Source organism: Dickeya sp. Secpp 1600, assembly GCF_003049805.1.
Lineage (GTDB): Bacteria > Pseudomonadota > Gammaproteobacteria > Enterobacterales > Enterobacteriaceae > Dickeya > Dickeya fangzhongdai.
In genome coordinates, this window is sequence record NZ_CP023484.1 from 3,630,628 (window position 1) to 3,656,383 (window position 25,756).

General features: G+C 55.4%; 24 protein-coding genes and 1 tRNA gene. 13 read left to right on the forward strand and 12 right to left on the reverse strand.

Annotated features, from left to right (window positions below):
• Positions 1 to 238: 238 nt before the first annotated feature.
• From CPA59_RS16060 to CPA59_RS16080, 5 genes are all read right to left on the reverse strand, one after another.
• On the reverse strand, positions 239 to 802 hold the full coding sequence (locus CPA59_RS16060; protein WP_174213750.1) for a YolA family protein: 564 nt from the start codon (positions 800 to 802) through the stop codon (positions 239 to 241).
• A 458-nt stretch (positions 803 to 1,260) separates the two neighbouring features.
• Entirely contained in the window at positions 1,261 to 1,710 is a 450-nt protein-coding gene (locus CPA59_RS16065; RefSeq protein ID WP_049842591.1) for a DUF4879 domain-containing protein, read from the reverse strand.
• A gap of 305 nt (positions 1,711 to 2,015) precedes the next feature.
• Positions 2,016 to 2,831 carry a phosphate ABC transporter ATP-binding protein PstB gene (pstB, locus tag CPA59_RS16070; protein WP_038919780.1) on the reverse strand — a complete coding sequence of 272 codons (816 nt, stop codon included), beginning with the start codon at positions 2,829 to 2,831 and terminating at the stop codon, positions 2,016 to 2,018.
• Between the two features lie 46 nt (positions 2,832 to 2,877).
• Positions 2,878 to 4,524 (reverse strand): phosphate ABC transporter permease PstA, encoded by a 1,647-nt coding sequence (gene pstA / locus CPA59_RS16075; protein ID WP_107760043.1) that lies wholly within the window; start codon positions 4,522 to 4,524, stop codon positions 2,878 to 2,880.
• The gene (locus CPA59_RS16080) at positions 4,521 to 6,677 is read right to left on the reverse strand and encodes an ABC transporter permease subunit (protein ID WP_107760045.1); all 2,157 of its coding nucleotides are present in this window, start codon (positions 6,675 to 6,677) and stop codon (positions 4,521 to 4,523) included. Before CPA59_RS16080 ends, pstA begins: the two co-directional genes overlap by 4 nt.
• A gap of 222 nt (positions 6,678 to 6,899) precedes the next feature.
• On the opposite strand from CPA59_RS16080, the gene ppk1 reads away from it, so the two are divergent.
• From ppk1 to CPA59_RS16100, 3 genes are all read left to right on the forward strand, one after another.
• On the forward strand, positions 6,900 to 8,969 hold the full coding sequence (gene ppk1 / locus CPA59_RS16085; protein ID WP_038919783.1) for a polyphosphate kinase 1: 2,070 nt from the start codon (positions 6,900 to 6,902) through the stop codon (positions 8,967 to 8,969).
• Positions 8,970 to 8,973: 4 nt separating this feature from the next.
• Positions 8,974 to 10,503 carry an exopolyphosphatase gene (gene ppx, locus CPA59_RS16090; RefSeq protein WP_038919784.1) on the forward strand — a complete coding sequence of 510 codons (1,530 nt, stop codon included), beginning with the start codon at positions 8,974 to 8,976 and terminating at the stop codon, positions 10,501 to 10,503.
• Positions 10,504 to 11,175: 672 nt separating this feature from the next.
• The gene (locus CPA59_RS16100; protein WP_013318889.1) at positions 11,176 to 11,442 is read left to right on the forward strand and encodes a DksA/TraR family C4-type zinc finger protein; all 267 of its coding nucleotides are present in this window, start codon (positions 11,176 to 11,178) and stop codon (positions 11,440 to 11,442) included.
• 48 nt (positions 11,443 to 11,490) lie between these two features.
• Here CPA59_RS16100 and CPA59_RS16105 read toward each other — a convergent pair whose 3' ends face one another.
• A complete protein-coding gene (locus CPA59_RS16105) occupies positions 11,491 to 11,919 on the reverse strand; it encodes a universal stress protein (RefSeq protein ID WP_038919785.1) in 429 nt (142 codons plus the stop codon).
• Between the two features lie 209 nt (positions 11,920 to 12,128).
• On the opposite strand from CPA59_RS16105, the gene CPA59_RS16110 reads away from it, so the two are divergent.
• The gene (locus CPA59_RS16110; RefSeq protein WP_038919786.1) at positions 12,129 to 12,491 is read left to right on the forward strand and encodes a DUF4186 domain-containing protein; all 363 of its coding nucleotides are present in this window, start codon (positions 12,129 to 12,131) and stop codon (positions 12,489 to 12,491) included.
• Between the two features lie 12 nt (positions 12,492 to 12,503).
• On the opposite strand, the gene CPA59_RS16115 is transcribed toward CPA59_RS16110, so the two are convergent.
• A complete protein-coding gene (locus CPA59_RS16115) occupies positions 12,504 to 13,028 on the reverse strand; it encodes an isochorismatase family protein (protein WP_038919787.1) in 525 nt (174 codons plus the stop codon).
• Between the two features lie 153 nt (positions 13,029 to 13,181).
• Positions 13,182 to 13,269: transfer RNA gene (locus CPA59_RS16120), tRNA-Ser, on the reverse strand.
• A 247-nt stretch (positions 13,270 to 13,516) separates the two neighbouring features.
• Between CPA59_RS16120 and yccA the strand changes: the two genes are divergently transcribed.
• Together yccA and tusE are read left to right on the forward strand one after the other, a co-directional pair.
• Positions 13,517 to 14,173 carry an FtsH protease modulator YccA gene (yccA, locus tag CPA59_RS16125; protein WP_038667004.1) on the forward strand — a complete coding sequence of 219 codons (657 nt, stop codon included), beginning with the start codon at positions 13,517 to 13,519 and terminating at the stop codon, positions 14,171 to 14,173.
• Positions 14,174 to 14,342: 169 nt separating this feature from the next.
• On the forward strand, positions 14,343 to 14,672 hold the full coding sequence (tusE, locus tag CPA59_RS16130) for a sulfurtransferase TusE (protein ID WP_024106754.1): 330 nt from the start codon (positions 14,343 to 14,345) through the stop codon (positions 14,670 to 14,672).
• A 16-nt stretch (positions 14,673 to 14,688) separates the two neighbouring features.
• Here tusE and yccX read toward each other — a convergent pair whose 3' ends face one another.
• On the reverse strand, positions 14,689 to 14,967 hold the full coding sequence (gene yccX / locus CPA59_RS16135) for an acylphosphatase (RefSeq protein ID WP_038919789.1): 279 nt from the start codon (positions 14,965 to 14,967) through the stop codon (positions 14,689 to 14,691).
• A 204-nt stretch (positions 14,968 to 15,171) separates the two neighbouring features.
• Here yccX and hspQ point away from each other — a divergent pair, with 204 nt between their 5' ends.
• On the forward strand, positions 15,172 to 15,480 hold the full coding sequence (hspQ, locus tag CPA59_RS16140; RefSeq protein ID WP_013318896.1) for a heat shock protein HspQ: 309 nt from the start codon (positions 15,172 to 15,174) through the stop codon (positions 15,478 to 15,480).
• Positions 15,481 to 15,580: 100 nt separating this feature from the next.
• Here the strand turns inward: hspQ and CPA59_RS16145 are convergent, their stop codons facing one another.
• Complete coding sequence (locus tag CPA59_RS16145) at positions 15,581 to 15,994, reverse strand: CoA-binding protein (RefSeq protein ID WP_107760047.1); 414 nt, start codon at positions 15,992 to 15,994, stop codon at positions 15,581 to 15,583.
• A gap of 267 nt (positions 15,995 to 16,261) precedes the next feature.
• Here CPA59_RS16145 and CPA59_RS16150 point away from each other — a divergent pair, with 267 nt between their 5' ends.
• Positions 16,262 to 16,909, forward strand: a complete 648-nt coding sequence (locus tag CPA59_RS16150) for a DUF2057 family protein (protein ID WP_038919791.1) — start codon at positions 16,262 to 16,264, stop codon at positions 16,907 to 16,909.
• A gap of 127 nt (positions 16,910 to 17,036) precedes the next feature.
• The gene (locus CPA59_RS16155) at positions 17,037 to 17,495 is read left to right on the forward strand and encodes a methylglyoxal synthase (protein ID WP_038901741.1); all 459 of its coding nucleotides are present in this window, start codon (positions 17,037 to 17,039) and stop codon (positions 17,493 to 17,495) included.
• Between the two features lie 75 nt (positions 17,496 to 17,570).
• Here CPA59_RS16155 and helD read toward each other — a convergent pair whose 3' ends face one another.
• Entirely contained in the window at positions 17,571 to 19,628 is a 2,058-nt protein-coding gene (gene helD, locus CPA59_RS16160; protein WP_107760049.1) for a DNA helicase IV, read from the reverse strand.
• Positions 19,629 to 19,781: 153 nt separating this feature from the next.
• On the opposite strand from helD, the gene CPA59_RS16165 reads away from it, so the two are divergent.
• A complete protein-coding gene (locus CPA59_RS16165; RefSeq protein WP_038919793.1) occupies positions 19,782 to 20,228 on the forward strand; it encodes a YccF domain-containing protein in 447 nt (148 codons plus the stop codon).
• Positions 20,229 to 20,246: 18 nt separating this feature from the next.
• Positions 20,247 to 22,415, forward strand: coding sequence for a YccS family putative transporter (gene yccS / locus CPA59_RS16170; RefSeq protein WP_107760051.1), 2,169 nt, complete (start codon positions 20,247 to 20,249; stop codon positions 22,413 to 22,415).
• On the opposite strand, the gene CPA59_RS16175 is transcribed toward yccS, so the two are convergent.
• On the reverse strand, positions 22,412 to 23,041 hold the full coding sequence (locus tag CPA59_RS16175; protein WP_038919796.1) for a TfoX/Sxy family DNA transformation protein: 630 nt from the start codon (positions 23,039 to 23,041) through the stop codon (positions 22,412 to 22,414). The two genes, yccS and CPA59_RS16175, sit on opposite strands and share 4 nt — an antisense overlap.
• Positions 23,042 to 23,260: 219 nt before the next feature.
• Between CPA59_RS16175 and sulA the strand changes: the two genes are divergently transcribed.
• Together sulA and ompA are read left to right on the forward strand one after the other, a co-directional pair.
• Complete coding sequence (sulA, locus tag CPA59_RS16180) at positions 23,261 to 23,755, forward strand: SOS-induced cell division inhibitor SulA (protein WP_038919797.1); 495 nt, start codon at positions 23,261 to 23,263, stop codon at positions 23,753 to 23,755.
• Positions 23,756 to 24,118: 363 nt separating this feature from the next.
• Positions 24,119 to 25,183 (forward strand): porin OmpA, encoded by a 1,065-nt coding sequence (gene ompA, locus CPA59_RS16185; protein ID WP_038919798.1) that lies wholly within the window; start codon positions 24,119 to 24,121, stop codon positions 25,181 to 25,183.
• The last annotated feature ends 573 nt before the right edge of the window (positions 25,184 to 25,756 follow it).

The window sequence follows — 25,756 nt, forward strand, 5'->3', positions numbered from 1 at the left end:
AAACCGACGCTATTTTATCACCGCCGGGTTCAATCACACGGATAATTAATGACGCGTATCAATTATTTTGATCCAACACATAAAATGCGGCTCAATACGCCCATTTATCCGACTCAGGTACGTTATTTCCGTCTGATGAATCACGCCTTAAAACAAACTGTTTAAAACAAACTGTTTAAAACAACAGGCAGCGCATACGCCGCCCGTTGTATGGCACTTACTGAATGTTGTATGGCACTTACTGAATATTGAGCGACGTGCTCAGCGTGCGATTCGGAAAATTGGTCGATGTGGATTGATAACGGAATACCACCGACGACATATTGTCTGCATTGAAATACGCCATCCAACCCGCAACGGTGTAGCCAGCCGGGCAGCTTTCGGTATAACGACCATTAACAATACAAACGGGGTTAACCTGATACGGGCTGGTTTGCCCGCCGTTCAGCCAGCCAATGCGGTTACCGCCATACCCCACTTCCAGCACGGCGATGCGCAACGTGGTGCCACCCGCATAACCTGACAGTGTAAAGGTATTGGTCGGCACCGCCTGCCAGCCGCCTTTCAGCGAAGAATACACCGCGTACACCTGCACTGAACTCAACGCCGGCGCCGGCGCGCGCAGCGCTTTATGTTCGGAAGAGGACACGTCCTGTTCTGAACCGGCTGACAGCGGATGATCGATAAACGGAGAATCGAGCGCGGTAATGACGGTTTGTACCGGCTCATCAGAGGTTTGAGCATAAACTGGCGATAGTGCCGCCACGACCATACCCAGCGTAAAACCTATTTTTATAGACATTCTCATCCTGAGTGGTTCCATTAAAATATGCAGCCCATTGCTGCAATGAAATACTAATCAGCACAAAAAATTGCCTCCAGTAAAAAAATGAGATAAGCAACATCATTTAAGAAACAAATAAAAATAAAAGAAAATATAAATAAAACAAAAATAAAAACCAGTCGGGAAATATAAATCAAAACAAATTAGAAAAGAAATATTACCGCGTGTTTATTTTTCTTGGGTTTACTACCTTTAATCTCAGGATAAAATGGAATAATAACGCACGTCTGACATGGAACACGTAAGGATTTCGAATACTGTCTGCGACAAAATAGTAAATGAGGCGGGCTGTCAGGATGTAAACCTATCTGGATATAAACCTGTCAGTACAACTGTTAGCATAACTGTTGGTACAACAGGCAGCGTATGTGCTGCCTGTAAGGTGTAGTCTTATCGAGACGGTATTTTGAAAAAAATTACTTGATCGTGAGTGACGTGCTCAAGGTTTTATAGGGGAAATTAGCCGATGTCGATTGATAGCGGAAAGTCACTGATGTCTGATAGTTCGCGCTAAAATAGGCAATCCATCCCGCGCCCGTGGCACCTCTGGGGCAATTGTCCGTCATCTCGCCTTTCACCAGACACGCCAGTTTCACCGAATCGGGTTTCTTTTGTTCGCCGTTGATCCAACCAATACGATTACCACCATATCCGGTTTCCACAACGGCAATCTGCAGTGTGCCGCCCGCGTAGCCCGGCCCGATCGAAACCGCGTTAACGGGAGCATATTGCCAGGTGCCGCCATATACCCCTGATAATACTTTAATACGTAATCCACTCAGAGCAGGCGCAGGCGCACTGAACGCAGAAGACGTTGTAGCCAGAAGCAATCCCAGAGCCAACCCCATTTTTATAGACTTTTTCATCCCTAGCAATTCCATTTAAATGTACAGCCAATTGCTGCGAAAGAAATAGTAATTCACCTAATCAATTCCATCTAGCCAAAAACAGGCATAAACAATTTTGGTTATGCAATAAATAAAATAAAGCTGACCCAGATCAAATAAAGGAAATAAGTAAAATTGGCGTCATTGTCGCCACAGAAGAACATGTTTATTTATCGTTATTTTTATTTAATTGAAAGATAAGGTTATGAACAAATGAACGTATCGCAGCATAACGTAGTGAGCAAACCGCCTCACGAAAACATGCCGTTATCGTGAGGCGCAGCTTAACCGAAACGACCGGTAATATAGTCTTCGGTACGGCGTTCGGCCGGAGCGGTAAACAGCGCGTCGGTTTCGTTATATTCAATCAGCCGGCCATGATGAATAAACGCCGTATAATCGGACACCCGCGCCGCCTGCTGCATGTTGTGCGTCACCAGCACCAGCGTGAAGCGGCGTTTCAGCGCGCCGATCAGCTCTTCGATCACCAGCGTCGAGATCGGATCGAGCGCCGAGGTGGGTTCATCCAGCAACAGCACCTCCGGTTCGATGGCGATGGCGCGGGCGATCACCAGCCGCTGCTGCTGGCCGCTGGAGAGCGTCAGCGCATTGTCGCCAAGCCGGTCTTTCACCTCATGCCACAAGGCCGCGGCCCGCAGCGCATTTTCCACCGCTTCATCCAGCGTACGCCGCTCTTTCACGCCCTGCAGGCGCAGGCCGTAAATCACGTTTTCATAGATGGATTTGGGGAATGGATTGGGGCGCTGGAATACCATGCCGACCCGGCGGCGCAGCGTCGACACATCCACCGCCGGATCGTTGATGGGCATGCCCTGCAGGCGGATATCGCCTTCAATGCGGCACGTATCCATCAGGTCGTTCATGCGGTTAAAGCAACGCAACAAGGTGGATTTACCGCACCCGGACGGCCCAATCAACGCGGTCACGCGGTGTTTCGGAATACGCAGGGAGATATCGCTCAGCGCCTGCTTGTCGCCGTAATACAGATTCAGCCCGTCTACCGACAAAGCCGTTTGATCATCCGTCAACCGGTGGACGTCCATCACGGGGAGTCGTTCCAGCTGTTTAGGCATGCCCATCACTATTTCTCCCACTACGGTTCTCCCACCACGGTTCTCCCGCCACTCAGAGTGACATCGCTCGGTATTTTTCACGCAGCACATGGCGAATGCCGATCGCTGCCAGATTCAACGCCACCACAATCAGCACCAGCAACAGCGCGGTGGTGTACACCAGCGGACGGGCGGCTTCCACATCCGGGCTCTGAAACGCCAGATCATAAATCTGGAATCCCAGGTGCATGAATTTTCGCTCCAGATGCAGGTAGGGAAAGATATCATCCACCGGCAGCGCCGGCACCGACTTCACCACGCCCACCAACATCAGCGGCGCGGTTTCCCCCGCCGCTCGCGCCACCGCCAGAATCAGCCCGGTCATCATCGCCGGCACCGCCATCGGCAACACCACGCGCCACAGGGTTTCCGCCCGGGTCGCCCCCAGCGCCAGCGAGCCATGACGCACCGACACCGGAATACGCGACAACCCCTCTTCGGTGGACACAATCACCACCGGCAGCGTCAGCAGCGCCAGCGTGAGCGACGCCCACAGCAGCCCCGGCGTGCCGAACGTCGGGTTGGGCAGCGACTCGGCGTAAAACAGGCTATCCAGCGTACCGCCTACCAGATAAACAAAAAATCCCAGCCCGAACACGCCGTAAACGATCGACGGCACCCCGGCCAGATTCGCCACGGCAATCCGCACCCAGCGCGTCAGGCTGTTGTTGTCGGCGTACTCGTGCAGATAGACCGCCGCCACCACCCCCAGCGGCATCACGATAACCGACATCAAAATAACCAGCAGCACGGTGCCGAAAATTGCCGGAAACAGCTGGCCGGGGCTGCTGTCGTCCGGCTCGAACCGGGTCAGCATAGTGCCCAGCACCTGCAGCGTCTGCTGCGCTTTTTCAGGGATTGTCATCGCATTCGGGTACCAGGCCCGGTCGATCATCCTGACCGGAATGGTATGCCGCTGTCCTTGCGCATCCCGCAGCAGAACGGCGCTACGGTTGATGTCGGCATTGAACGCTATCAGTTGCTGGTTAAGCGCGTTGAAATGACGCTCCAGCTCGGTGCGTTCCGCTTTGAGGCGCGCCTGCGCCTGATCGCCCAAGCGGTTTTCCCGGCGCAGTTTCTCTTCCTGTAGCCGCAGCGCGTCGAACTGCTGATTAACCCGGTTCATCTCCCCCAGGCGCAGGGTCTGGGCGCGCGCCATCAATTGCCGCACCTGCAAAATGCGTTGTTGCAGCGTCGACGACAGATTGTCGGACACCAGCGGCTGTCCGTCCTCGGTCATGCCGTCAAGATAGCCATAGGCCATACCGTTGGTGGTGCGGCGCACCGCCAGCACGTCGGCGGGCTGGCGGGCATCCGTCACCGACGTGGACAGCACCGTCTGAAAGCTCTGGCCGTAAAACTCCCGCCACCCGGTCTTGAGCAGATAGCGGGTAGCGCCTTCGGCGGGCGCATTCTCGACGCCGGCATCCGTCAGTTGTTGCCGGGTCAGACGCTGCGCGTCGTAGCGTTCGCCGATCAGTTGCTGCGCACTGCCCTGCGAATCCTGCAGGCTAAACAACCACACCGGCTGCGGCCACAGATAGCGCGCGCTCTGCCCGATCAGCAGCACAAATACCGCGATCATGGCAATCAGGCTGAAGGTAATGGCGGATGCCGTCAGCCATACCCAGGGCGTTCCGGTGCCGAACCAGCGCTTCATGACAATTCTCCTTCATCGCGATAGCGGCGACGCAGACGCTGGCGAATCACCTCCGCCAGCGAATTGACCACAAAGGTAAACACAAACAGCACCAGCGCGGCCAAAAACAGCACCCGATAATGCGCGCTGGACATCGCCGCTTCCGGCATCTCGATGGCGATATTGGCCGCCAGCGATCGTAACCCCTGAAACAGGCTGTTGTTCATAACCGGCGTGTTGCCGGTCGCCATCAGCACAATCATGGTTTCGCCCACCGCACGGCCGAAGCTAAGCATCAGCGCGGCGAAAATACCGGAACTGGCCGACGGCAACACCACCCGCCACAGCGTTTGCCACGCCGTCGCCCCCAGCGCCAGCGACCCCTGACTCAGCCGCGCCGGCACGCTGAACAGCGCATCCTCCGCCAGCGAAAAAATCAGCGGGATCAGCGCAAACCCCAACGCCACCCCGGCCACCAGCGTATTACGCTGGCTGAAATGATCGCCCATCCACTGCCAGAGCGGCTGCCCCAGCAGGCGCATTTCCAGCCACAGCCCCAGCCAGCAGGCCAGCGCCAACATCAACAACATCGCCGGTATCAGCAGTAATGCATCCCAGCCCGTCGACACGCCGCGTCGCCAGCGCCCGGGCAATTGCTCCAGCAACCAACCGCATCCCAGCACGGCCAGCACCCACAGCGGCGGCAGCAGCAGAATGGCGGCCAGATAGGCGGCCATGTGCGGCGCCAGCCAGAGCGCGGCAATCAACCCGATCACCACCGTCGGCAACGCGCCCATGATTTCCATCGCGGGTTTAACCCAGCGCCGTAGCGCCGGCGCCATGAAGCAGGCGGTGTAAATCGCGGCGGCCAGCGCCAGCGGCGCGGCGAACAGCATGGCGTAGAGGGCGGCTTTGAAGGTGCCGGTCAACAACGGGACCAGACTGAATTTGGCCTGATAACTGTCGTCGGCGGCAGTCGGCTGCCAGACATAATCAGGTTCGGGATAGTTTTCATACCAGAGTTTCTGCCATAGCCCGCGCCAGCCGATATCCGGGTAGGCGTTATCCAACTGATAGGGTTGCCAGCCCGCGTCCGTTTCCACCAGCAGCGCCCGCCCGCGGGGAGAAAACGCCGCCAGTCTGGCCTGCGGCGCCAGCAAGGCGCTCATCAGCTCGCCGGATTGTTTGCTGGCGAACAGCGAGAAATGCCCCTGTGGGTCGAGGGTGGCGAAAACGCGGCGACGCGGTTCGATCACCAGTTGCAACTGCCGTCCTACCGTGGGGAAAGTACGAATCTCACTCAGACGCGGCCCTTGCGCCGCCGGGGTATCGAACCACTGGCTGACCCGCCCATCGGCGGACTTCACCAGCAACGAATGGCCGCCCGCCAGCAGTGATAACGACAAAGGCGCCGTTCCCGGCAACGTCACCGTTTCGCGAGCGGTAAGCGCTTGCTCACCGTGTTGCCATACCGTCAGACGATTGCCGTTCAGGGTATAGAGCTGTTGCCCGTCCGGCGTCAGCAGCAGTTGTTCTGCCGGTTCGGTCAGCGTGGCCTGCCCGACGGACTGTGCGCCGGCGGCCGTCAGCGAATAGAGCTGCAACAGGTTATCGCCGCCAATCATCGCCACCCGCAGCACATCGCCTGACTCGGCGACCGCCAATTGCCGCAGCGGCGGCAGCGAGCCGGCCAGCAGAAGCGGGCGCTCACCCAGCGGATATCGCCACTGCGGCGCGCCAGCGCCGGACAGCGGCATTTCCGGACGCACCACGCTCAGCGCGCCGTCAGCCTGCCCCATGACCAGTAGCGGGCGCTCACCGACGCTCATCGCCGCCAGCGCTACCGACGGCGCTAATGGCACGCGCGCTACGGACTGACCGCGTTCAAGCGCGATGAATTCGCCGTAACCGGCCGTATCCACCCGGAAAGCCCAGCGCCCGTTGTCGTTGATGCCGAGCGCCAGCGCCGGCTCGCGGGTATCGACCGCCACCGGCGCCAGCGGCCGAATCGACGCGGAGGAAAACAGCGGGATCACCACATACAACAGATAGAAAAAGATCAGCAGCAGCGCCAGCAACACCAGCCACCCGCTCCCCACCACAATCCGTCGCGTCAGCCGGTCGATAAACGCCCGCTGCCTGTCCCGGTAAGGTAAATTGCCTGTGTCTGCCATGCGTCGCCGTTGTTCCTGCCGTGTCGTGAATCTGTCCGTCCCCTTGCGTAAATGAAGAGGAAGTTAAATTCCCCGTCACTGACGGGGTAACATATGTTGCCTTTACGCCTGTAATATGACAATGGTAAGTCGATACGCGCATTCGCTTTTATCGTCATTTGCGCGCCATAATGAACGTGGATATTAGCTACACTTAAGTCAAAATAGTGTAACGGAGCGACAATGAGTCAGGACAAACTCTACATAGAAAAAGAGTTGAGTTGGTTATCCTTTAATGAGCGTGTGTTGCAGGAAGCGGCGGACAAAACCAATCCGTTAATCGAACGGATGCGGTTTCTCGGCATCTATTCCAACAATCTGGACGAGTTCTACAAAGTTCGCTTTGCCGACCTGAAGCGCCGCATCCTGATCAACGAAGAACAAGGCTCCGCCGGCGAACTGCGCCATTTGCTCGGCAAAATTCAGACCCGGGTACTGAAAACCGACCAACTGTTCGACAATCTGTACAACGAACTGCTGCTGGAAATGGCCCGCAACCAGATCTTTCTGGTGAACGAGCGTCAGGTTTCCCCCAACCAGCAAATCTGGTTGCGCGAGTACTTCCGGCAAAATCTGCGCCCGCATATCACGCCGATTCTGATTCTGCCGGAAACCAATCTGGTGGAATTTCTGAAAGACGATTACACCTATCTGGCGGTGGAAATCATCCGGGGCGAGAAGACCGATTACGCGCTGCTGGAAATCCCGTCCGACAAAGTGCCGCGTTTCGTCGACCTTCCGCCGGAAGCGCCGCACCGCCGCAAGACCATGATTCTAATCGACAATATTCTGCGCTATTGTCTGGACGATATTTTCCGCGGCTTTTTCGATTTCGACGCGCTCAATGCCTACTCGATGAAAATGACCCGCGACGCCGAATACGATCTGGTCACCGAAATGGAATCGAGTCTGCTGGAACTGATGTCCTCCAGCCTGAAGCAGCGTCTGACCGCCAAGCCGGTGCGCTTCGTCTATCAGCGCGATATGCCGGACGCGATGGTGGAGTGCCTGCTGAACAAGCTGGATATCTCCTCCTACGACTCGGTGATCCCCGGCGGCCGCTATCACAATTTCAAAGACTTCATCGGTTTCCCGAATATCGGCCGCGCCAATCTGGTCAACAAGCCGCTGCCGCGTTTGCGCCATAGCTGGTTCAGCCAGTTCCGCAACGGGTTTGACGCCATCCGTCACCGCGACGTGCTGCTTTACTATCCGTACCATACTTTCGAGCATGTGCTGGAACTGCTGCGTCAGGCCTCTTTCGACCCGAGCGTGTTATCGATCAGGATCAATATCTACCGCGTGGCGAAAGATTCCCGCATCATCAACTCGATGATCCACGCCGCCCACAACGGCAAAAAGGTCACGGTGGTGGTGGAACTGCAGGCGCGCTTTGACGAAGAAGCCAACATTCACTGGGCCAAACGGCTGACGGAAGCGGGCGTTCACGTTATCTTCTCGGTGCCGGGGTTGAAGATTCACGCCAAACTGTTCCTGATTTCCCGCAAGGAAGGGGACAACATCGTGCGCTATGCCCACATCGGCACCGGCAACTTCAATGAGAAAACCGCGCGCCTGTACACCGATTACTCGCTGCTCACCGCCGACGAACGCATCACCAACGAAGTGCGCCGGGTGTTCAACTTCATTGAAAACCCGTACCGGCCGGTCAGCTTCGACCATCTGCTGGTGTCGCCGCAAAATTCCCGCGCTCGTCTCTATCAGATGATCGATCAGGAAATCGCTAACGCACAATCGGGTCAGGAAGCGAAAATCACCCTAAAAATCAATAATCTGGTGGATAAAGGACTGGTAGACCGTCTGTACGCCGCTTCCAGCGCCGGGGTAAAAATCAACCTGCTGGTTCGCGGCATGTGTTCGCTGATTCCAGAACTCCCCGGGATCAGCGATAATATTCGTGTCATCAGTATTCTGGACCGCTATCTGGAGCACGATCGCGTCTATGTGTTCCACAATGGCGGCGACCACAAGGTCTTCCTGTCGTCCGCCGACTGGATGACACGCAATATTGATTACCGTATCGAAGTCGCGGTGGAAGTGCTTGATCACAGGCTTAAGGGCCGGGTGCTGGACATTCTGGATATTTTGTTCAGCGATACGGTAAAAACCCGTGTGGTAGACAAGGAACAGAGCAATCGCTACGTCACCCGCGGCAACCGGCGCAAGATACGCGCCCAGAATGCCATCTATGACTATATCAAGGCGCTTGAGCAACCCGGAGAACAGGCCTGACCCAATGCCTTTAACGAATCACAATACCGAACAACCCCAGGAATTCGCGGCTATCGACCTGGGGTCCAACAGTTTCCACATGGTGGTCGCCCGCGTCGTCAATGGCGCACTGCAGGTACTCAGTCGCCTGAAACAACGCGTGCATCTGGCCGACGGGCTGGACAGCCAGAACCGGCTGAGCGAGGAGTCCATCCAGCGCGGGCTGAGCTGTCTGGCGCTGTTTGCCGAGCGACTGCAGGGTTTTCCCGCTACTAACGTGTCGATTGTTGGTACTCATGCCCTGCGGCAGGCGGTCAACGCGCAGGATTTTCTGCGCCGCGCCGCTAAGATTATCCCCTACCCGATCGAGATCATCTCCGGCCATGAAGAAGCCCGTCTGATCTTCATGGGGGTGGAACACACCCAGCCGGAAAAAGGCCGCAAGCTGGTGATCGACATCGGCGGCGGCTCTACCGAACTGGTGATCGGCGAGGACTTTGAACCCATGCTGGTGGAAAGCCGCCGCATGGGTTGCGTCAGCTTCGCCCAGCAGTTTTTCCCCAACGGCGAAATCAGCGAGGCCAACTTCCGGCGCGCCCGGCTGGCGGCGGCCCAGAAGCTGGAAACCCTGGCGTGGGAATACCGTATTTACGGCTGGGACTATGCATTGGGCGCTTCCGGCACCATCAAAGCCACGTGTGAAATTCTGGTGGCGATGGGGGAAAAGGACGGGCTGATCACCCCGGAACGGCTGGAAATGCTGCGCGAGCGCATCCTGCAATTCAAAAACTTCCGTGCGGTTAGCCTGCCCGGTCTGACCGAAGATCGTCAGAGCGTGCTGGTGCCGGGCTTCGCCATCCTGTGCGGCGTGTTTGACGCGCTCGCGATCAAGGAGCTCCGCCTGTCGGACGGCGCTTTGCGCGAGGGGGTGTTGTACGAAATGGAAGGCCGCTTCCGCCATCAGGATATCCGTATCCGTACCGCGCAAAGTCTGGCCAGCCACTACAATATCGACCGGGAGCAGGCTAAACGCGTGCGGGAAACCGCTGAACAGCTTTATGCCCAATGGGCGCAGCAGAACCCGTCGCTGGTGCATCCGCAACTGGAAGCGTTGCTGAAATGGTCGGCCATGCTGCATGAGGTAGGGCTGGGCATCAACCATAGCGGTATGCATCGCCATTCGGCCTATATTCTGCAAAACACCAACCTGCCGGGCTTCAATCAGGAGCAGCAGCAGTTGCTGGCCCTGACGGTGCGGTTGCATCGCAAGGCCGTCAAGCTGGAAGAGTTGCCGCGTTTCAACCTGTTCAAAAAGAAGCAGTACCTGCCGATGGTGCAACTGTTGCGCCTCGCCACCCTGCTGAACAACCAGCGTCAGGCGACCACCACGCCGAAAACGCTACGTCTTATCGCCAGCGAAACGGCGTGGACGCTGATCTTCCCGCACGGGTTCTTCAACCAGAACATGCTGGTACAGCTTGATCTGGAACGAGAACAGCAATACTGGGAAGACGTTAGCGGCTGGAAATTGCACATCGAAGAAGAACTGGTCTGATTGTTTTCCAGGCCGGCAGCGCCTCCGGGTTTGCTGTCCGGCCTGTTATTACGGTGCATTTGCTTTTTTCCGTGACACCATTCACAGAATCATCATCAACAGCACGTCTGGCTACCCCACTCCACGCTTTTTGCCCCACTCACATTGACCATCCCGCAGGCTTGTGCCTAAATAAAATACAGCGAATGTCCGCGATAACAGGAAATAGAGCATCCATGTCCACCATTATCCACAAACGGCGCATAGCCCTGCGTCAGCGACGACGATCCGGTACGCGCATAGCCCGTACTGTACTAATGATTAGTTTTATTATTCTGCTTGGTCGTTTTGCCTATTCCGCCATCGGCGCTTTTCTCCATCACCAGAACACACAGCAACCACGTGTCGAACAGTCTGTTGCACCTGCTGTCGCTTCGACGACCGTGACTCCCCAACGCGAATAGCATCTTGTTGATGCTGTTGATGTCGTGACAAATGCCGAAAGCTATTGCCCCCTGTGCCGTAGTCGGATGACGTTATGCTTTTTTAGGCCCCCGCGCGTTCCACCCGTCATTTCATGCCATACTCAGAATGCGTTTCCATGCTGCATATGTTTTATGCTGGCAATAGGTTTCACACAGACATAGGTTTCACAAAAATAATAGGGTCCCATACTGACAATAGAGGTGCGTCATGGCCAGTGGCTGGTCTAATGACGGTGCAGTGCAGGAGCAAATCGACGCGACGGTGGATGATGCAATCGCCCGCGCCCGCAGCCTGCTGCATCAGGGCGACAGCGCAGAGTATTGCGAGGAATGCGGCGAAGCCATCCCGCAGGCACGCCGTCTGGCGCTACCGGGTGTTCGCTTCTGCGTGCAGTGTCAGGAAAAGCTGGATAAGAAACAGGCCGTCAACAGCGGTTATAACCGACGCGGCAGCAAAGACAGCCAGTTACGCTGAAAGACGAGGCCGCTAATGCCAGCGTGGCACCGGGCCTCGCCGGCCGGTTTACCTCACCACCAACACCGATGTCTGGGCATGGCGGACGATCGCCGCAGCGTTCGACCCCAGCAGATAGGTCTTCACATTCGGGCGACGCGAACCAATCACAATCAGATCGGCTTCAATTTCCTGAGCCAGTTCCAACACTTCATCGCGCGGAATACCGAAACTGATACTGTGAGACAGCTTGTCCGCCGGCAAATCGATGGTTTTCATCAAGGTATGCAGCTTCTCATCCGCTTTGATCACCGCCTCATTCTCAAACTCCTTGATGCCAAACGAGTACGCCGACATGAACGCCGAAGCGTCAGGCAGTGCATGAAACAGGTGGACGGTAGCGCCGGACTGCCTGGCCAGAGCCACGGCATGTGACAACGCCTTTTGGGTCAACGCTTCTTCGTCAATATCCACGGGTACTAAAATGGTCTTGTACATCATGCCCCCTTGAGTTAGCCACCGCTGTATTGAAAGCGTAGCCCCGTTTGCGGTCGCACGACGTCGTTTTTGAGGTATTTGTGAAGCGGCGCCGGATTTGCGCCGTAATATTACCAATACAATACAAACGGTTATCCTGTGGACCTTGCCCTCACCCGGCGTCGGGAGTAGTCTTGGCCCACTCAGACCATTACCCACAGATTTCGGGCATGACAACACTTGATGAGCTGTTTTCCCGGCTGTCACGCTCCCGCTTCCGCCAGCGTTTTCATCTGGGCGCCAAAGAGCGCGACTATTGCTTCAGCAAAGGCAAGACGCTGATTGCGTCTCACGCCGCCGATTTTATCGCTCAACGGCTGGCGCCGGCGGAGCCCGCCAACGACGGCAAACAAACCCCGATGCGTGGCCATCCGGTGTTTATCGCTCAGCACGCCACCGCAACCTGCTGCCGGGGCTGTCTGGAGAAATGGCATCACATCGAACAGCACCGCCCACTGAACGATGATGAACAGCGCTATATCGTCGAGGTGATTCTGCGTTGGCTTGAAAACGATCTGCTCAGTTCACCTTAAGCAGCGCACGCATCAGGCCGGGGCCTGCCACGCGCGCAGGATAACCTCGGTGTCTTCCACCCGCAGCGTATTGCCGGGAATGATGAAATCGCGCCAGACATCATTATGCTGGGCAATCAATTGTGCCGCACTAACCGCCCGACGGTCCGCCGTGGTATGGGCATCGCCCGCTACCGTCTGGGCGTAGCCGCGGCTGGCGGCATTTTTGATGGTGGCATCGACGCAATAGTCGGTAGCGCAACCACATACGGTGAAATGCCGAACATCAAGACGGTTCAACGTGTCTGCCAACTCAGTGCGATAAAACGCATCACAGGCGGTTTTGGTGACGGATATCGCGTTCGCGGGACGATGCAGCGAGGGCAACAACTGCCATGCTTCGCTGCCGGGCGGCATATCTGCGTCCGCATGCTGAATGAAAACGGTCTGATCCGCCGCGTCAATCAACCGATTGATACGCTCAACCACGATATCCTGCTGATAACGCGGCGTGGCGAACACCCCGTTCTGCATATCAACAACGATTAACACCTGCATGTTTTTCTCCAGAACCCATAGCGCAAGGCACTATCATACAGCGTCACCGGGCAGGCTATAACGACATGAGCGGAAATTTGGAAGCGGGCTCGAAGACTGGAACATCGGCGCAAACGAAAACGGGCCAGCATAATGCTGGCCCGTTAAGAATTTTGGCGGAGGAGTAGAGATTCGAACTCTAGAACGCTTTCGCGTCGCCGGTTTTCAAGACCGGTGCCTTCAACCACTCGGCCACTCCTCCGCAACGACGCGAACTATAAACAGTGTGCCGGATATTGTAAAGCGACACATCGCTCAATCGCCTGAAAAACAGGCAGCAACCGATTGAAAGCGTACAAAATCGCCATCAGGCTCAAGCGTTGATTATCAACAGTGTACTTTTATCGTCAACAGCGTAAAGAAGGGTAAAACGGCTTTAATAACATAATGCAACTACTTACTCTCTTTAAAGACAACAATGGCCCCCTTAACTAGAGAGAGTCGTTATTATGGACCGCATTATTGCCTCCACCACTCGCGAGCAATCGCTACTCAGTACCCACAAGGTACTTCGTAATACCTATTTCCTGCTGTCGCTGACGCTGGGTTTTTCCGCCGTCACCGCCACCCTTAGCACCGTACTGAACCTGCCATCGCCGGGTCTGATCCTGACGCTGGTCGGCTTTTACGGCCTGATGTTCCTGACATATCGTCTGGCGGACCGCCCGGCGGGTATTCTGGCCGCGTTCGCACTGACCGGCTTTATGGGCTATACCCTCGGCCCATTGCTGAGCACGCTTATCGCTGCCGGCGCCAGCGACATCATCATGCTGGCGCTGGGCGGCACGGCACTGGTGTTCTTCTGCTGCTCCGCCTACGTGCTGACCACCCGCAAGGACATGTCTTTCCTGTCCGGCATGCTGATGGCTGGCTTCGTGGTGCTGCTGGTGGCGACGATTGCCAACCTGTTCCTGAATCTGCCGGGGCTGCATCTGGCTATCAGCGCGATGTTTATCCTGTTCTCCGCCGGTGCGATTCTGTGGGAAACCAGCAACATCGTCCACGGCGGCGAAACCAACTACATTCGTGCGACAGTCAGCCTGTATGTTTCCATCTACAACCTGTTTGTCAGCCTGCTGAGCCTGTTGGGGATGTCACGAGAGTAATCGGACGCTGACATCGGACTCCTCCAGACAAGGCGCCTTCGGGCGCCTTGTCGTTTTTTTGCGAGCATGAAGACCGCAGGGTACGTTTCAAACAGCACCTTGCGCCATCTTCTGTGTGCGCGGCAAAGTTTGCTAGACTAGGCGTGTTTTCACGTCATACCGAGGCAATATGTTAGTGTTTGAAGACCGGGTCATCGATACCGATGCCCAGGGATATTTGAAAGACAGCAGCGACTGGCAGGAAGGCATGGCCCCCATGCTGGCGGAACAGGAAGGCATCACGCTCACTGATGCGCACTGGGAAGTCGTGCGCTTTGTCAGGGCATTCTACATCGAATTCAATACCTCGCCCGCCATCCGTATGCTGGTTAAAGCGATGGCCCAGAAATACGGCGAGGAGAAAGGCAACAGCCGCTATCTCTACCGCCTGTTTCCCAAGGGCCCAGCCAAACAGGCGACCAAAATTGCCGGGCTGCCGAAACCGGTGAAATGCATCTGAATATTCAGGCGCGGGTTCAATAGCGAATAGTAAAATCGCGCTCATCGGTGGCGGGGTGCGGCTCCATCAGCACCTTGTCCACCCGGGCATGGCGCGGCCCTCCTTGCTTTAGCCAGGCCACCAGTTGCTCTACGGCATGCGTCTCGCCGCTGGCGACCACCTCCACGCTGCCGTCATCGCAGTTTCTGACGTAGCCGCGTACCCCCAACTGGCGAGCCTGCAACTGGGTGTGATAACGAAATCCCACCCCTTGCACCATTCCGTAAACCCAGGCAATCACGGATACCGTCGACATCTATTCCCCCTCAAACGCCACTGAATGCAGTGTAAAAATACGTCAGAGTTAACGCATTTTCGCCATCGTTCAGCCTATTATTAGTACAATAAACAGACCGACTGGCTAAGCCGTCCTGATGAAGATCGCCACCGCACCTGATGACTTGAAAACCACGCGCCATCCCCCCATTTAGGGTACGTAATACGTTTCTCGGGAGGTCATATGATTAACTGTAAATTCACCATCGGACAGCAGATTCGTCATAAACTACTGGGGTACCCCGGCGTCGTCATCGACATTGATCCTGAATACTCCCTTGAGCAACCGAAATGGGAGGAGCTTGCGGTCAATGATACCCTGCGAACGGCGCCCTGGTATCACGTGGTGATGGAAGATGAGCAGGGCCGCCCGATTCATACCTATCTGGCGGAAGAGCAACTGGTCAATGAAGACCCCAATCCTTCTGAGCACCCATCGCTGGATGAACTGGCCGCCACGATCCGACGCCGCGCCCCGCGCCTGCTGCACTGACATGTAATGATTGCGGCGCTCGTTTGCCGCCAGCCGCGCGTTTACCACCAGTATTGCCTCCACCGGGAAATGCTCCCCACCGGGAAACGAGGCAGGCCGCTTATTTTTCCAGCCCCAATCGGGGAATTTCAATTTTCGGACAACGATCCATCACTACCGTCAGTCCCGCATCATGCGCCAGTACCGCCGCGGCTTCATTGATGACGCCGATTTGCAGCCACAGCACCCGCGCACCGATAGCTACCGCGTCCTGTGCGACTTCAAACGCGGCGTCCGGCTGGCGAAAGACATCGACCATATCAATCGGTTCCGGAATATCGCTCAGTGACGCATAGGAGGCTTGCCCCAACAGGGTTTGCCCCGCCAGACGCGGGCTGACCGGAATCACCCGGTATCCCTGCCCAAGCAGATAAGCCATCACTCCGTAACTGGGGCGCGAAGGGTTCTCGCTAGCCCCGACCAGCGCAATGGTTTTCACCTGGTTCAGTACCGCTTTAATATCGCTGTCTTGCATGGTTGACTCCGTGACCGTTGACCCGATGAACGCCCGCTCTCAGACATGATGCCGGAAAACCCGAAGGCGTCAGGCGCTGCCTGTTATCAGTGTAACGCAGAATACCAGCGCCGATATGTCGTGCCGGTAAAATCCATCGGCAGGCTCACCACAAGCGCGTCGTGCTACCTTATTACGCATTAATAACCAAATATTTCATTTTTTAAATTTTGACACATTCTGTCCATTACTGAACAATACGGCGATCAGATCCGTAATGAGGCATGTATGAAAACAATTCCCGCTATCGCCGCCACGCTGTGGTTGCTCACGCTCAGTTCTCTGGCGATGGCGACGACGCTGAAACTCAGGCCCGATATTGAGCTGATGATGGTCGATGGGAAAAAGGTCTCCGGTTCGCTGCTCAACGGCGCAGACAGCCTCGAACTGGAAAAGGGGTATCATCAAATCGTTTTTCAGGCGCTGCGAACGGTTGGATCATCCGCCGGGACAAAACAAACCTATCGCTCGCCCGGTCTGATTGCCGTATTCGACGCACACAACCTCAACGAAGTTTCCATCCGCCTTCCGGACCTGGAAAGCCCGAATGCGCAGCGGGATTTCAGCCAGTCACCCGATTATCAACTGGTGGACAGCAAAAATCTGCCCATCCCGATCCGCACCGATGTGTTGCGCGCCGGCGAAGTGGAATTGTCCGGTGAAATCGAAAAACGCATGGCTGACTACAACCGTTCGAGCCAACCGGCAGCTGTCATCACCTTCGCGCTGCAATCCCCCGCGAAGACTTCCGCCACTACCAACACGCCAGCCAATCCGCTGGATCCGCTCGGCATCATGCAGTACTGGTTTCAGCAAGCCGACAAAGGAACGCGCCAGCGATTTCTGGAATGGGCGAAGGAAAGAGAAGCCCACTAAGCATGCTGATTTTACAGGCAAAAAACGCTGTTTTTGGAAAGATGCTCGCATTTTTTCAGTCTGCCGCTTTCCACTGAAACCGTGTTTCCGTAATCTGTAAAAACTATACTGTTCGAAGGATGTCGCCATGGAGTACACCACCCGCACAATCGAGGTGCATAAGCACATTGCTCTGGTTGCGCATGATCACTGTAAAGAATCCCTGCTGGAGTGGGTTAGCGCCAACAAAACCCAACTGGCGGAACACCATTTGTATGCGACCGGCACCACAGGCAACCTGATTCAACTGCATACCGGCCTGCCGGTCAGAAGCATGTTAAGTGGGCCGATGGGCGGTGATCAGCAGGTGGGCGCCCTGATCTCCGAGGAGAAAATCGACATGCTGATTTTTTTCTGGGATCCGCTGAACGCCGTGCCGCATGACCCCGATGTCAAAGCGCTGTTGCGCCTGGCAACGGTGTGGAATATTCCGGTCGCCACCAACCGCTCCACAGCAGACTTCCTGATTAACTCCACCCTGTTCCGCCAGCCGGTTTCCGTCACGATTCCGGATTACCAGCGCTATCTTCAGGGCCGTTTGAAGTAACCGCCGTTTTTACGCCAGAACTGGCCGGCTGCCCGGCCAGTTTTCCCTTCCGAAGGTAAACAGACGACGTTGCCGTTAGCCCGGTTTACGCTGCATCGGTACGCCCAACTGATGCAAATCGTCCACAAACACCGAGGGCTCATCACGATCGTACAGCAGCCACACCTGATGTTTCGCCCGGGTCAACGCCACATATAACAATCGGCGCTCTTCCGCATCCGGGAAAGGCTCCGGCCGCGGCAACAGTACCGCTTCCAGCACCGATTCACGCGGCGGCGCGGGGAAACCGTCACGCCCTTCATGCAGCCCCAGCACAATCACATAGTCCGCCTGCTGCCCCTTGCTGGCATGAATAGTCATGAAATCAAGATGCAAATGCGGCCAGCGGGTCTGCGCCTTTTCCAGCATATCAGGCCGCAAATGGTGATAACGCGCCAGCACCAGAATGCGCGCTTCCGCTGTCACATACCCGCTCATCTTGTCCAGCAAAGCATCGAGCTGTTCCTGCGCCAGCAACACCACCGATTTTTTATTGCCGTCCCGCAGGCTATTGAGTGCTTTTTTCAGTTGGGCCGGGTTTTGTTGAATGAAGCGGCTGGCAATATCCCCGATACGGTGATTAAAGCGGTAAGTGGTATCCAGCACGCACTGCGCGCCTTCGCCAAAGTGCTGTTCAAATGCGGTGGTGAGCGTCAGTTCCGCGCCGCTGAAGCGATAGATCGCCTGCCAGTCATCGCCAACCGCAAACAGGCTGCTATCGGGAGCTTGCCGTCGCAGCGCATCCAGCAGACGGGCGCGCTGGGGAGAAATATCCTGAAACTCGTCCACCAGAATATGCCGCCACGGACTGACAAAACGGCCTTTGTCCAGGCAGTTGACCGCCTGATGGATCAGGCCGGAAAAGTCCACCGCCCCTTCGTCTTTCAACGCTTTTTTCCAGGCTTTCAGCAATGGCGCCATTAGCCGCAACCGTTGCTGAAACAGCGGGCGCGTTTCGTCATCGGCCAGCGCCAGCATTTCGCTCTGGGTACCGCCTTGCATCCGCATCAGCCCCAGCCACCGCTCCAGCCGGCCGGCCAGCCGCGACGCAATAGCCGCATCCTGCCAAAAATTCCCCTCAGGCAGAGTCCACTCCAGTTCTTCGGTCAGCCACTGCCGCCACCCTTTCGCCTGAGTTTTCTTTTCGTCACACTGCTGCTGCCAGTGCTGGATCAGAAATGCGCGCCGGTGCGCACCGTCGGTTTCCAGTTGGCTGATCACCGGCGCCTTACGGCTGCACTGCTGAATGATGTGCAGCGCCAGCGCATGGAAGGTCTTGGCCTGGACCTCGTCGCTATGCAGCCGCTCACGGATACGACTGTTCATTTCATCCGCGGCCTGCCGCCCAAACGCCAGCAGCAGGATCTGCGGCGCCGACGCCTCGGCCCGATGCAGTAACCAGGCGGCACGCGCCACCAGTACCGACGTTTTGCCGCTGCCGGCGCCGGCCAGCACCAGCACGGCGTTTTCGCCATTCACCACCGCCTGACACTGGCTGGGATTCAGCGGCGAACTTTCCACCGTATCGAAAAACGTTTTCTGCTCCGCCAGAATCGTTTCCGTCCAGCGCTGGTTAGCTTGCTGGCGCAATGCGTCCCCCTGCTCCAACCAGCGCAGACAACGCTGATAGTTGTCCCGGCAATGTTCAAATTCGTCCAGACGCGCCAGCGGCAACGGCAGCGCGGCAAACCCCGCCCGGATATCCTGCTGCACGCGCGTCAGCGTCTGACGGCTGAACCAGCCATCCGCCGTTTCCTGCTCCGCAATTGCGTCCACCAACTGTTGCAATACGTCTTTGCAGACATCGCTCATCTCCTGGCTCCAGCTCTGCCAGGACTTGAACAGATGACGAAAAAACTGCTGGGTCTCCTGCCACTCCGTACCGTGCAGGCGCACCACCTTGTTTTCCGGCAACTCGAATTCCAGCTCGCCCCAGATCAACCCTTTCTTGCAGCGAATCGCCAGTAACTGATTAAACGGAATGAGATATTCATGCCGATCACCGCTGACATTGACGCCGGCATTCAGCAATTGCACACGGTTGTAGGGATGCTGCGCCAGATGCTTACCCAACGCGGTCGATTTCAGTTCCATGAGCCCTGCGCCATTTTCAGAAGAAATGTTCAAAGTTGTAGTGTAACCGCTATCCGACTTCGCGCTCTAGCCAGAAAAACACGTTAGAATAACCCGGCTAATAATGTGATAATTCGTTTCCCATCATAGGGTTTGACCGAGGGTAGTCATATCATGCGAGCCGTACTCAATATCCTGAATTTCGTGCTGGGCGGTTTTTTCACGACGCTCGCCTGGCTGCTGGCCACCGTCGTCAGCATTGTGCTGGTATTTACCCTGCCGCTGACCCGCTCATGCTGGGAAATTACCAAACTTTCTCTGCTGCCATACGGCAACGAGGCCATCCATGTCGATGAGCTGCGGCCGGAGCAAAAAAGTTCGCTGCTCAATGCCGGCGGCACCCTGCTGAATGTCTTCTGGCTGATCGTTTTCGGCTGGTGGCTGTGCCTGTCGCACATCGTCAGCGGCATCGCCCAGTGCCTGACGATCATCGGCATTCCGGTTGGGATCGCCAATTTCAAGATTGCCGCCATCGCCCTCTGGCCGGTGGGGCGTCGCGTGGTGTCGGTGGAAGAGGCGCAAGCCGCCAGAGAAGCCAACGCCCGCCGGCGTTATCAGTAACCGCAACGGACCATCATCGTGCAACTGAGCGTTTCGACCAACCTGCGTCGAGTCATCTACAACAGCAGTTGGCTGTATAACCTGCGGATCCTGATCGCACTCAGCGGCGTGGCGATCCTGCCCTGGTGGCTGGGTGTGCCCACCAGCACTATTCCCCTGACGCTGGGCGTGGTGGCCGCCGCCCTGACCGACCTCGATGACCGCTTGTCCGGCCGTCTGTTTAATCTGCTGATTACGCTCTCCTGCTTTCTGGTCGCCTCGGTGTCGATCGAACTGCTCTACCCGTACCCCTGGTTATTTATCGTCGGCCTGGCGATCTCGACCTGGAGCTTTATTCTGCTGGGCTCGCTGGGGCAACGCTACGCTACCATCGCTTTCGGTGCACTGCTGATCGCCATCTATACCATGCTGGGCATTTCGCTTTATAGCGACTGGTATCAACAACCGTTCCTGCTGTTGCTGGGCGCGTTGTGGTATAACCTGCTGACGCTGCTCGGCCACCTGCTGTTCCCTATCCGGCCACTGCAGGACAATCTGGCCCGCTGCTACCAGCAACTGGCTCACTATCTGGAAACCAAATCCAACCTGTTCGACCCCGATATCGACGACAACGATCAGCCGTTGATCGACGTAGCGATGGCCAACGGTCAGTTGGTCGATACGCTCAATCAGGCCAAGGCGTCGCTGCTGACGCGGCTGCGCGGCGATCGTGGCCAGCGCGGCACCCGACGCACGCTGCACTATTATTTTGTCGCGCAGGATATCCACGAACGAGCCAGCTCGGCGCATATCCAGTATGAACAACTGCGCCACACGCTACGCTACAGCGACGTGCCTTTTCGGTTCCAGCGCTTGCTGTTCATGTTGTCCCGCGCCTGCCAGCAAGTTTCGCAGTCCATTTTGCTGCAGCAAAAATACCTGCATGACTACCGTATCGAGCGCGCCTTCTCCCATCTGGACGCCGCTATCGACAGGCTGGCTTTTCAGGGCGCGGAAACCTTATCCATCAAGGCATTACGCCATCTGCTCAATAATCTGCGCGCGATTGACGCCCAGTTAATCAATATTCAGTCCGAACAGACGCTCGAACGCCATAATCACCATCTCCCGGCAGAAAACCGGTTATCGGATGATAAAATCGCCGGCTGGAGCGATATCAGGCTGCGTCTCAACCGCCATCTTACGCCGCAGTCGTCGCTGTTCCGTCACGCGGTACGCATGTCGCTGGTGCTATGCATCGGGTACGCCATTATTCAACTGGCCGGTTTGCACCACGGCTACTGGATTCTGCTGACCAGTCTGTTTGTCTGTCAGCCGAACTACAACGCCACTCGACGGCGCCTGGCGCTGCGTATTGTCGGCACGCTGGGCGGTGTGCTCATCGGCGTACCGCTGCTGTATATCGTTCCGTCGCTGGAAGGGCAACTGGCGCTGATTGTCATCAGCGGCGTACTGTTTTTCGCCTTCCGTACCGTGCAATATGCGCAGGCCACGCTGTTTATCACCCTGCTGGTGTTGATGTGTTTTAATCTGCTGGGCGAAGGACTGGAGGTCGCCATTCCCAGAGTGGTCGATACGTTGCTGGGCTGCGGCATTGCCTGGGCGGCGGTCAGCTTTATCTGGCCGGACTGGAAATTTCGCGGTTTGCCTGCGGTGATCGACAAGGCCATGAACAATAATTGCCGTTATCTCGACGCCATCATGGTTCAGTATCATCAGGGCAAAGACAACGGGCTTCCTTATCGTATTGCCCGTCGCGACGCCCACAACAGCGACGCGGAGCTGGCTTCGGTGGTGTCCAATATGTCCGCCGAACCGCATGCCCGACCGAACACGCTGGAAAACGCCTTCAGATTGATGTGCCTCAATCACACCCTGTTGGGGTATATCTCCACTCTGGGCGCGCACCGCGAGCACATCCGATCGGCCGAAACCCTGCAATTGCTGAATGATGCCGTCTGTTACGTCGACGACGCCCTGCACCAGGACAATGGCGACCAGGCCGCGCTGGACAGAGAACTGGAGGCGCTGAAAAACCGCATCCATGCCCAGTCACCAGAGCAGGACAGTAAAGAACAGCTGGTATTACAACAGGTTAATCTAATCATTGGCCTGCTGCCGGAACTGACGCAGCTAAAAAACCAGATGATTGCCGAAGAGAATCGACAACAGACCTCGATGCACTAATTGAGCCGGGGAGGCCTGAAAGCACGTGGGCTCGTGCTCTCGAACCATTCAATCAGTTCGCTGCGCATGCCTTGCGGCAGCGCGGCCTGATGGACGCCACAGATGGCGCCGGCCAGCGCCAGCAACACATTAACACTCAGGTTCTGGCTGACGGAACGCAGCTTAAGATAGCTGGTTTTCGCTCCGAGTCGGTGCAATTCATCGATGTTTCTAATCCCCACCTTCCAGAGCAGCCGTTCCAGATCGTGATTGATATTCGGCAGGTCTTTCAGCCTGATGCAGCGTTTTTTGGCGGCTTTATCCTGCCGGGCGCCCTGAAGAGACTGCGATGCCAGTTCCAGCAGCCCCGGCTCATCCCGCCAGAGCACCTCACCCACCAGATAGTAATTAAGCGGTACCGGCAGGCCGCGTTTGGTATAAATCAGTTTGGGCGTCTGCCGGTCAAGGAAAAAGTCCTCGTTATGCTGTGCCGCACGCAAATAGAGTTCTCCGCTGGAAACAAGCGCAAAAATCACGCCGTCCGCCGCAATGCTATAACCGCCGAACTGAGATCGGGAGAGAATATTTCCCAGCGGAGCAAACACTGATTTCGCCTGCAAAATCCTTTTTTCGCATAGTCCTTTCATTACTTTTTCCTTGTATTGAACGTTTTTTCCTGTTTACCAGAGACATCCGTAACTGGAACAATTAATTAAACACAGCAAAACTGCGTCTTCAAATACAAAAAATGTTATGCAGGCAGCGACATAACGATTATGCGAAGCGCTTTCAGAAATTCCGGTTGATCTTTGCTCACACAAAAGATACTGTACACACATACAGTAATGCTGTGAGGTAAAGAAATCATGCGTACTCAAACCATCCGTTCCCGCCATGTCTGCCACTCGTCACACCTGGGTCATAACGCGATGCCGAAAACCGCCTCCAGCGGGTTCATCAGCGAAATCGTCTATGGTGATGATCATCCCATGCTGACGCCGCTGTTGCTTCCTTTATTACAGCAACTGGGATCGCAGTCGCGCTGGTTGCTCTGGCTTTCCCCACAGCAGAAACTCAGCCGCTTGTGGCTGCAACAGGCAGGATTGCCGCTGGAGAAAATGATTGAACTGCATCGCATCAATCCGGTATCTACCGTTGACGCAATGGAGAAAGCATTACTGACGGGTAATTACAGCGTCGTATTGTGCTGGCTGCCAAATGAGCTGGATGATGAACAAAAAATGCGGTTGCAAAGAGCGGCACAGCATGGAAATACCTATGGATTTATTATGCGTCCAGAGGAAAAAACAATCACAAGACCATTTTCCACACTAAAAATTCACTCAAGATTGTATCATTAAATGAATATTAGGACTTTTCTTACAGGGATGTAGCAGGCTACCCGTAGCCCCCGGAAATACAGTGCCCGGGATGTTATTGCGAAGTGTTAATATCAAGAGACATCTGGTTAATCTGACAAAATCGTCCATTATTTGTTAGTAATTATGTATGAACGACTGATTTTTTCATGGTGTCTGTCACATCATACTTGTAACTTTCTCACCACGTTGTAGACTTTAGCTCGCTGGAGTTGCCCTTTCATAACGTCAGTTCACTGGCAGCAAGTAATTAGACCAAGGGCAATATCTCCGAGAAAGGATTTTAACCAAAGGCTGATTAGCTTTCAGAGTTAATTGCCGATTTGGATGATAATGAGGCGTAAAATGAAAAAAACAGCTATCGCGATTGCAGTGGCACTGGCTGGCTTTGCTACCGTAGCACAAGCCGCACCGAACGATAACACCTGGTACGCAGGTGGTAAACTGGGTTGGTCCCAGTACCACGATACCGGCCTGAACGGCAATGGTTACAACGTGACTAACGCTGCGCAGAGCCAACTGGGTGCTGGCGCATTCGGCGGTTATCAGGCTAACCCGTACCTGGGTTTTGAAATGGGCTACGACTGGCTGGGCCGTATGAAGTATAACGGCGGCAACCAGGGCAGCTTCAAAGCTCAAGGCGTTCAGCTGGCAGCTAAACTGAGCTATCCGATCGTTGACGATCTGGACATCTACACCCGTCTGGGTGGTTTTGTATGGCGTGCAGACAGCCACGACAATTCCGGCCTGAACGACCACGACACCGGCGTTTCTCCGCTGGCAGCTGTGGGTGTTGAATACGCTATCACCAAAAACTGGGCAACCCGTCTGGATTACCAGTGGGTGAACAACATCGGCGACGCGTCCACCGTTGGCGGTCGTCCGGACAATGGCCTGCTGAGCGTGGGCGTTTCTTACCGTTTCGGTCAGGAAACTGCTGCTCCGGCTCCGGTTATTGCTCCAGCTCCGGCCCCGACTCCGGCCCCGGCTCCGGTTGTTCAGACCAAACGCTTCACTCTGAAGTCTGACGTACTGTTCAACTTCAACAAAGCAACTCTGAAACCGGAAGGTCAGCGTTCTCTGGACCAGCTGTACTCTCAGCTGAGCACTCTGGATCCGAAAGACGGTTCCGTAGTGGTTCTGGGCTTCACCGACCGTCTGGGTTCCGACCAGTACAACCAGACTCTGTCCACCAAACGTGCACAGACCGTTGTTGATTACCTGGTTCACAAAGGTATCCCGGCTAACAAGATCTCTGCTCGCGGTATGGGTAAAGCTAACCCGGTTAGCGGTTCTACCTGCACTAACGTGAAAGCTCGCGCTGCACTGATCGATTGCCTGGCACCGGATCGTCGCGTAGAGATCGAAGTAAAAGGTATCAAAGACGTAGTGACTCAGCCTCAGGCTTAATTGCCGCTGAGATTGCACTTACAAGAAGTGCGGTAATCTCCATAAGGTTGCTGTCACTTCCACAGAAAACAGTCTCTGTTTTACAGAGACTGTTTTTTATTTCCACAAATCAATACTTCCCATCAATAACGTTATCCTACCCCGAGGATTTCGCTTTCCCCTCATAGAATAAATCAATGATATGAATGTTATAGCGATACCAGGCGAGTGGTATGTTACTCAGCAAATGCAACGTCTTCGTTCACAGAGATAAACCGATAAATATAGCGATACCATGCTTACTTAAGTAAGCGACAAAAATGACACAAAAAAATGATGTTTCCTGTCATCGAAAAACGGATTTTTTTTCACTTTCCCCTCTCAGGATTGCAGACTGGCTGTCAGTCTTAATACTGAATTTTAAAGACAACGTTTTTCGATTGAAAAAATAGACACATCGACTTTATTAACTCATCGGATAATCTCATTAACTTCTGATTTTAAAAGTGTCCCGGTGAACGAATGAGAAGAGTCGTCATCAAGAGTGAAGACAATGGAGAAAATATACAGCATATAAAAACCATATCATTCTGA

What these genes read in the sequence shown, in the direction of transcription:
- CPA59_RS16145 (WP_107760047.1), bottom strand. Translation starts at nt 15,994, where the DNA reads ATGCAAGACAGCGATATTAAAGCGGTACTGAACCAGGTGAAAACCATT.
- tusE (WP_024106754.1), top strand. Translation starts at nt 14,343, where the DNA reads ATGTTAGTGTTTGAAGACCGGGTCATCGATACCGATGCCCAGGGATAT.
- CPA59_RS16165 (WP_038919793.1), top strand. Translation starts at nt 19,782, where the DNA reads ATGCGAGCCGTACTCAATATCCTGAATTTCGTGCTGGGCGGTTTTTTC.
- sulA (WP_038919797.1), top strand. Translation starts at nt 23,261, where the DNA reads ATGCGTACTCAAACCATCCGTTCCCGCCATGTCTGCCACTCGTCACAC.
- CPA59_RS16105 (WP_038919785.1), bottom strand. Translation starts at nt 11,919, where the DNA reads ATGTACAAGACCATTTTAGTACCCGTGGATATTGACGAAGAAGCGTTG.
- CPA59_RS16175 (WP_038919796.1), bottom strand. Translation starts at nt 23,041, where the DNA reads ATGAAAGGACTATGCGAAAAAAGGATTTTGCAGGCGAAATCAGTGTTT.
- CPA59_RS16060 (WP_174213750.1), bottom strand. Translation starts at nt 802, where the DNA reads ATGTCTATAAAAATAGGTTTTACGCTGGGTATGGTCGTGGCGGCACTA.
- CPA59_RS16150 (WP_038919791.1), top strand. Translation starts at nt 16,262, where the DNA reads ATGAAAACAATTCCCGCTATCGCCGCCACGCTGTGGTTGCTCACGCTC.
- ompA (WP_038919798.1), top strand. Translation starts at nt 24,119, where the DNA reads ATGAAAAAAACAGCTATCGCGATTGCAGTGGCACTGGCTGGCTTTGCT.
- yccA (WP_038667004.1), top strand. Translation starts at nt 13,517, where the DNA reads ATGGACCGCATTATTGCCTCCACCACTCGCGAGCAATCGCTACTCAGT.
- CPA59_RS16080 (WP_107760045.1), bottom strand. Translation starts at nt 6,677, where the DNA reads ATGGCAGACACAGGCAATTTACCTTACCGGGACAGGCAGCGGGCGTTT.
- ppx (WP_038919784.1), top strand. Translation starts at nt 8,974, where the DNA reads ATGCCTTTAACGAATCACAATACCGAACAACCCCAGGAATTCGCGGCT.
- CPA59_RS16110 (WP_038919786.1), top strand. Translation starts at nt 12,129, where the DNA reads ATGACAACACTTGATGAGCTGTTTTCCCGGCTGTCACGCTCCCGCTTC.
- CPA59_RS16100 (WP_013318889.1), top strand. Translation starts at nt 11,176, where the DNA reads ATGGCCAGTGGCTGGTCTAATGACGGTGCAGTGCAGGAGCAAATCGAC.
- CPA59_RS16115 (WP_038919787.1), bottom strand. Translation starts at nt 13,028, where the DNA reads ATGCAGGTGTTAATCGTTGTTGATATGCAGAACGGGGTGTTCGCCACG.
- CPA59_RS16065 (WP_049842591.1), bottom strand. Translation starts at nt 1,710, where the DNA reads ATGAAAAAGTCTATAAAAATGGGGTTGGCTCTGGGATTGCTTCTGGCT.
- yccX (WP_038919789.1), bottom strand. Translation starts at nt 14,967, where the DNA reads ATGTCGACGGTATCCGTGATTGCCTGGGTTTACGGAATGGTGCAAGGG.
- hspQ (WP_013318896.1), top strand. Translation starts at nt 15,172, where the DNA reads ATGATTAACTGTAAATTCACCATCGGACAGCAGATTCGTCATAAACTA.
- ppk1 (WP_038919783.1), top strand. Translation starts at nt 6,900, where the DNA reads ATGAGTCAGGACAAACTCTACATAGAAAAAGAGTTGAGTTGGTTATCC.
- CPA59_RS16155 (WP_038901741.1), top strand. Translation starts at nt 17,037, where the DNA reads ATGGAGTACACCACCCGCACAATCGAGGTGCATAAGCACATTGCTCTG.
- pstB (WP_038919780.1), bottom strand. Translation starts at nt 2,831, where the DNA reads ATGGGCATGCCTAAACAGCTGGAACGACTCCCCGTGATGGACGTCCAC.
- helD (WP_107760049.1), bottom strand. Translation starts at nt 19,628, where the DNA reads ATGGAACTGAAATCGACCGCGTTGGGTAAGCATCTGGCGCAGCATCCC.
- pstA (WP_107760043.1), bottom strand. Translation starts at nt 4,524, where the DNA reads ATGAAGCGCTGGTTCGGCACCGGAACGCCCTGGGTATGGCTGACGGCA.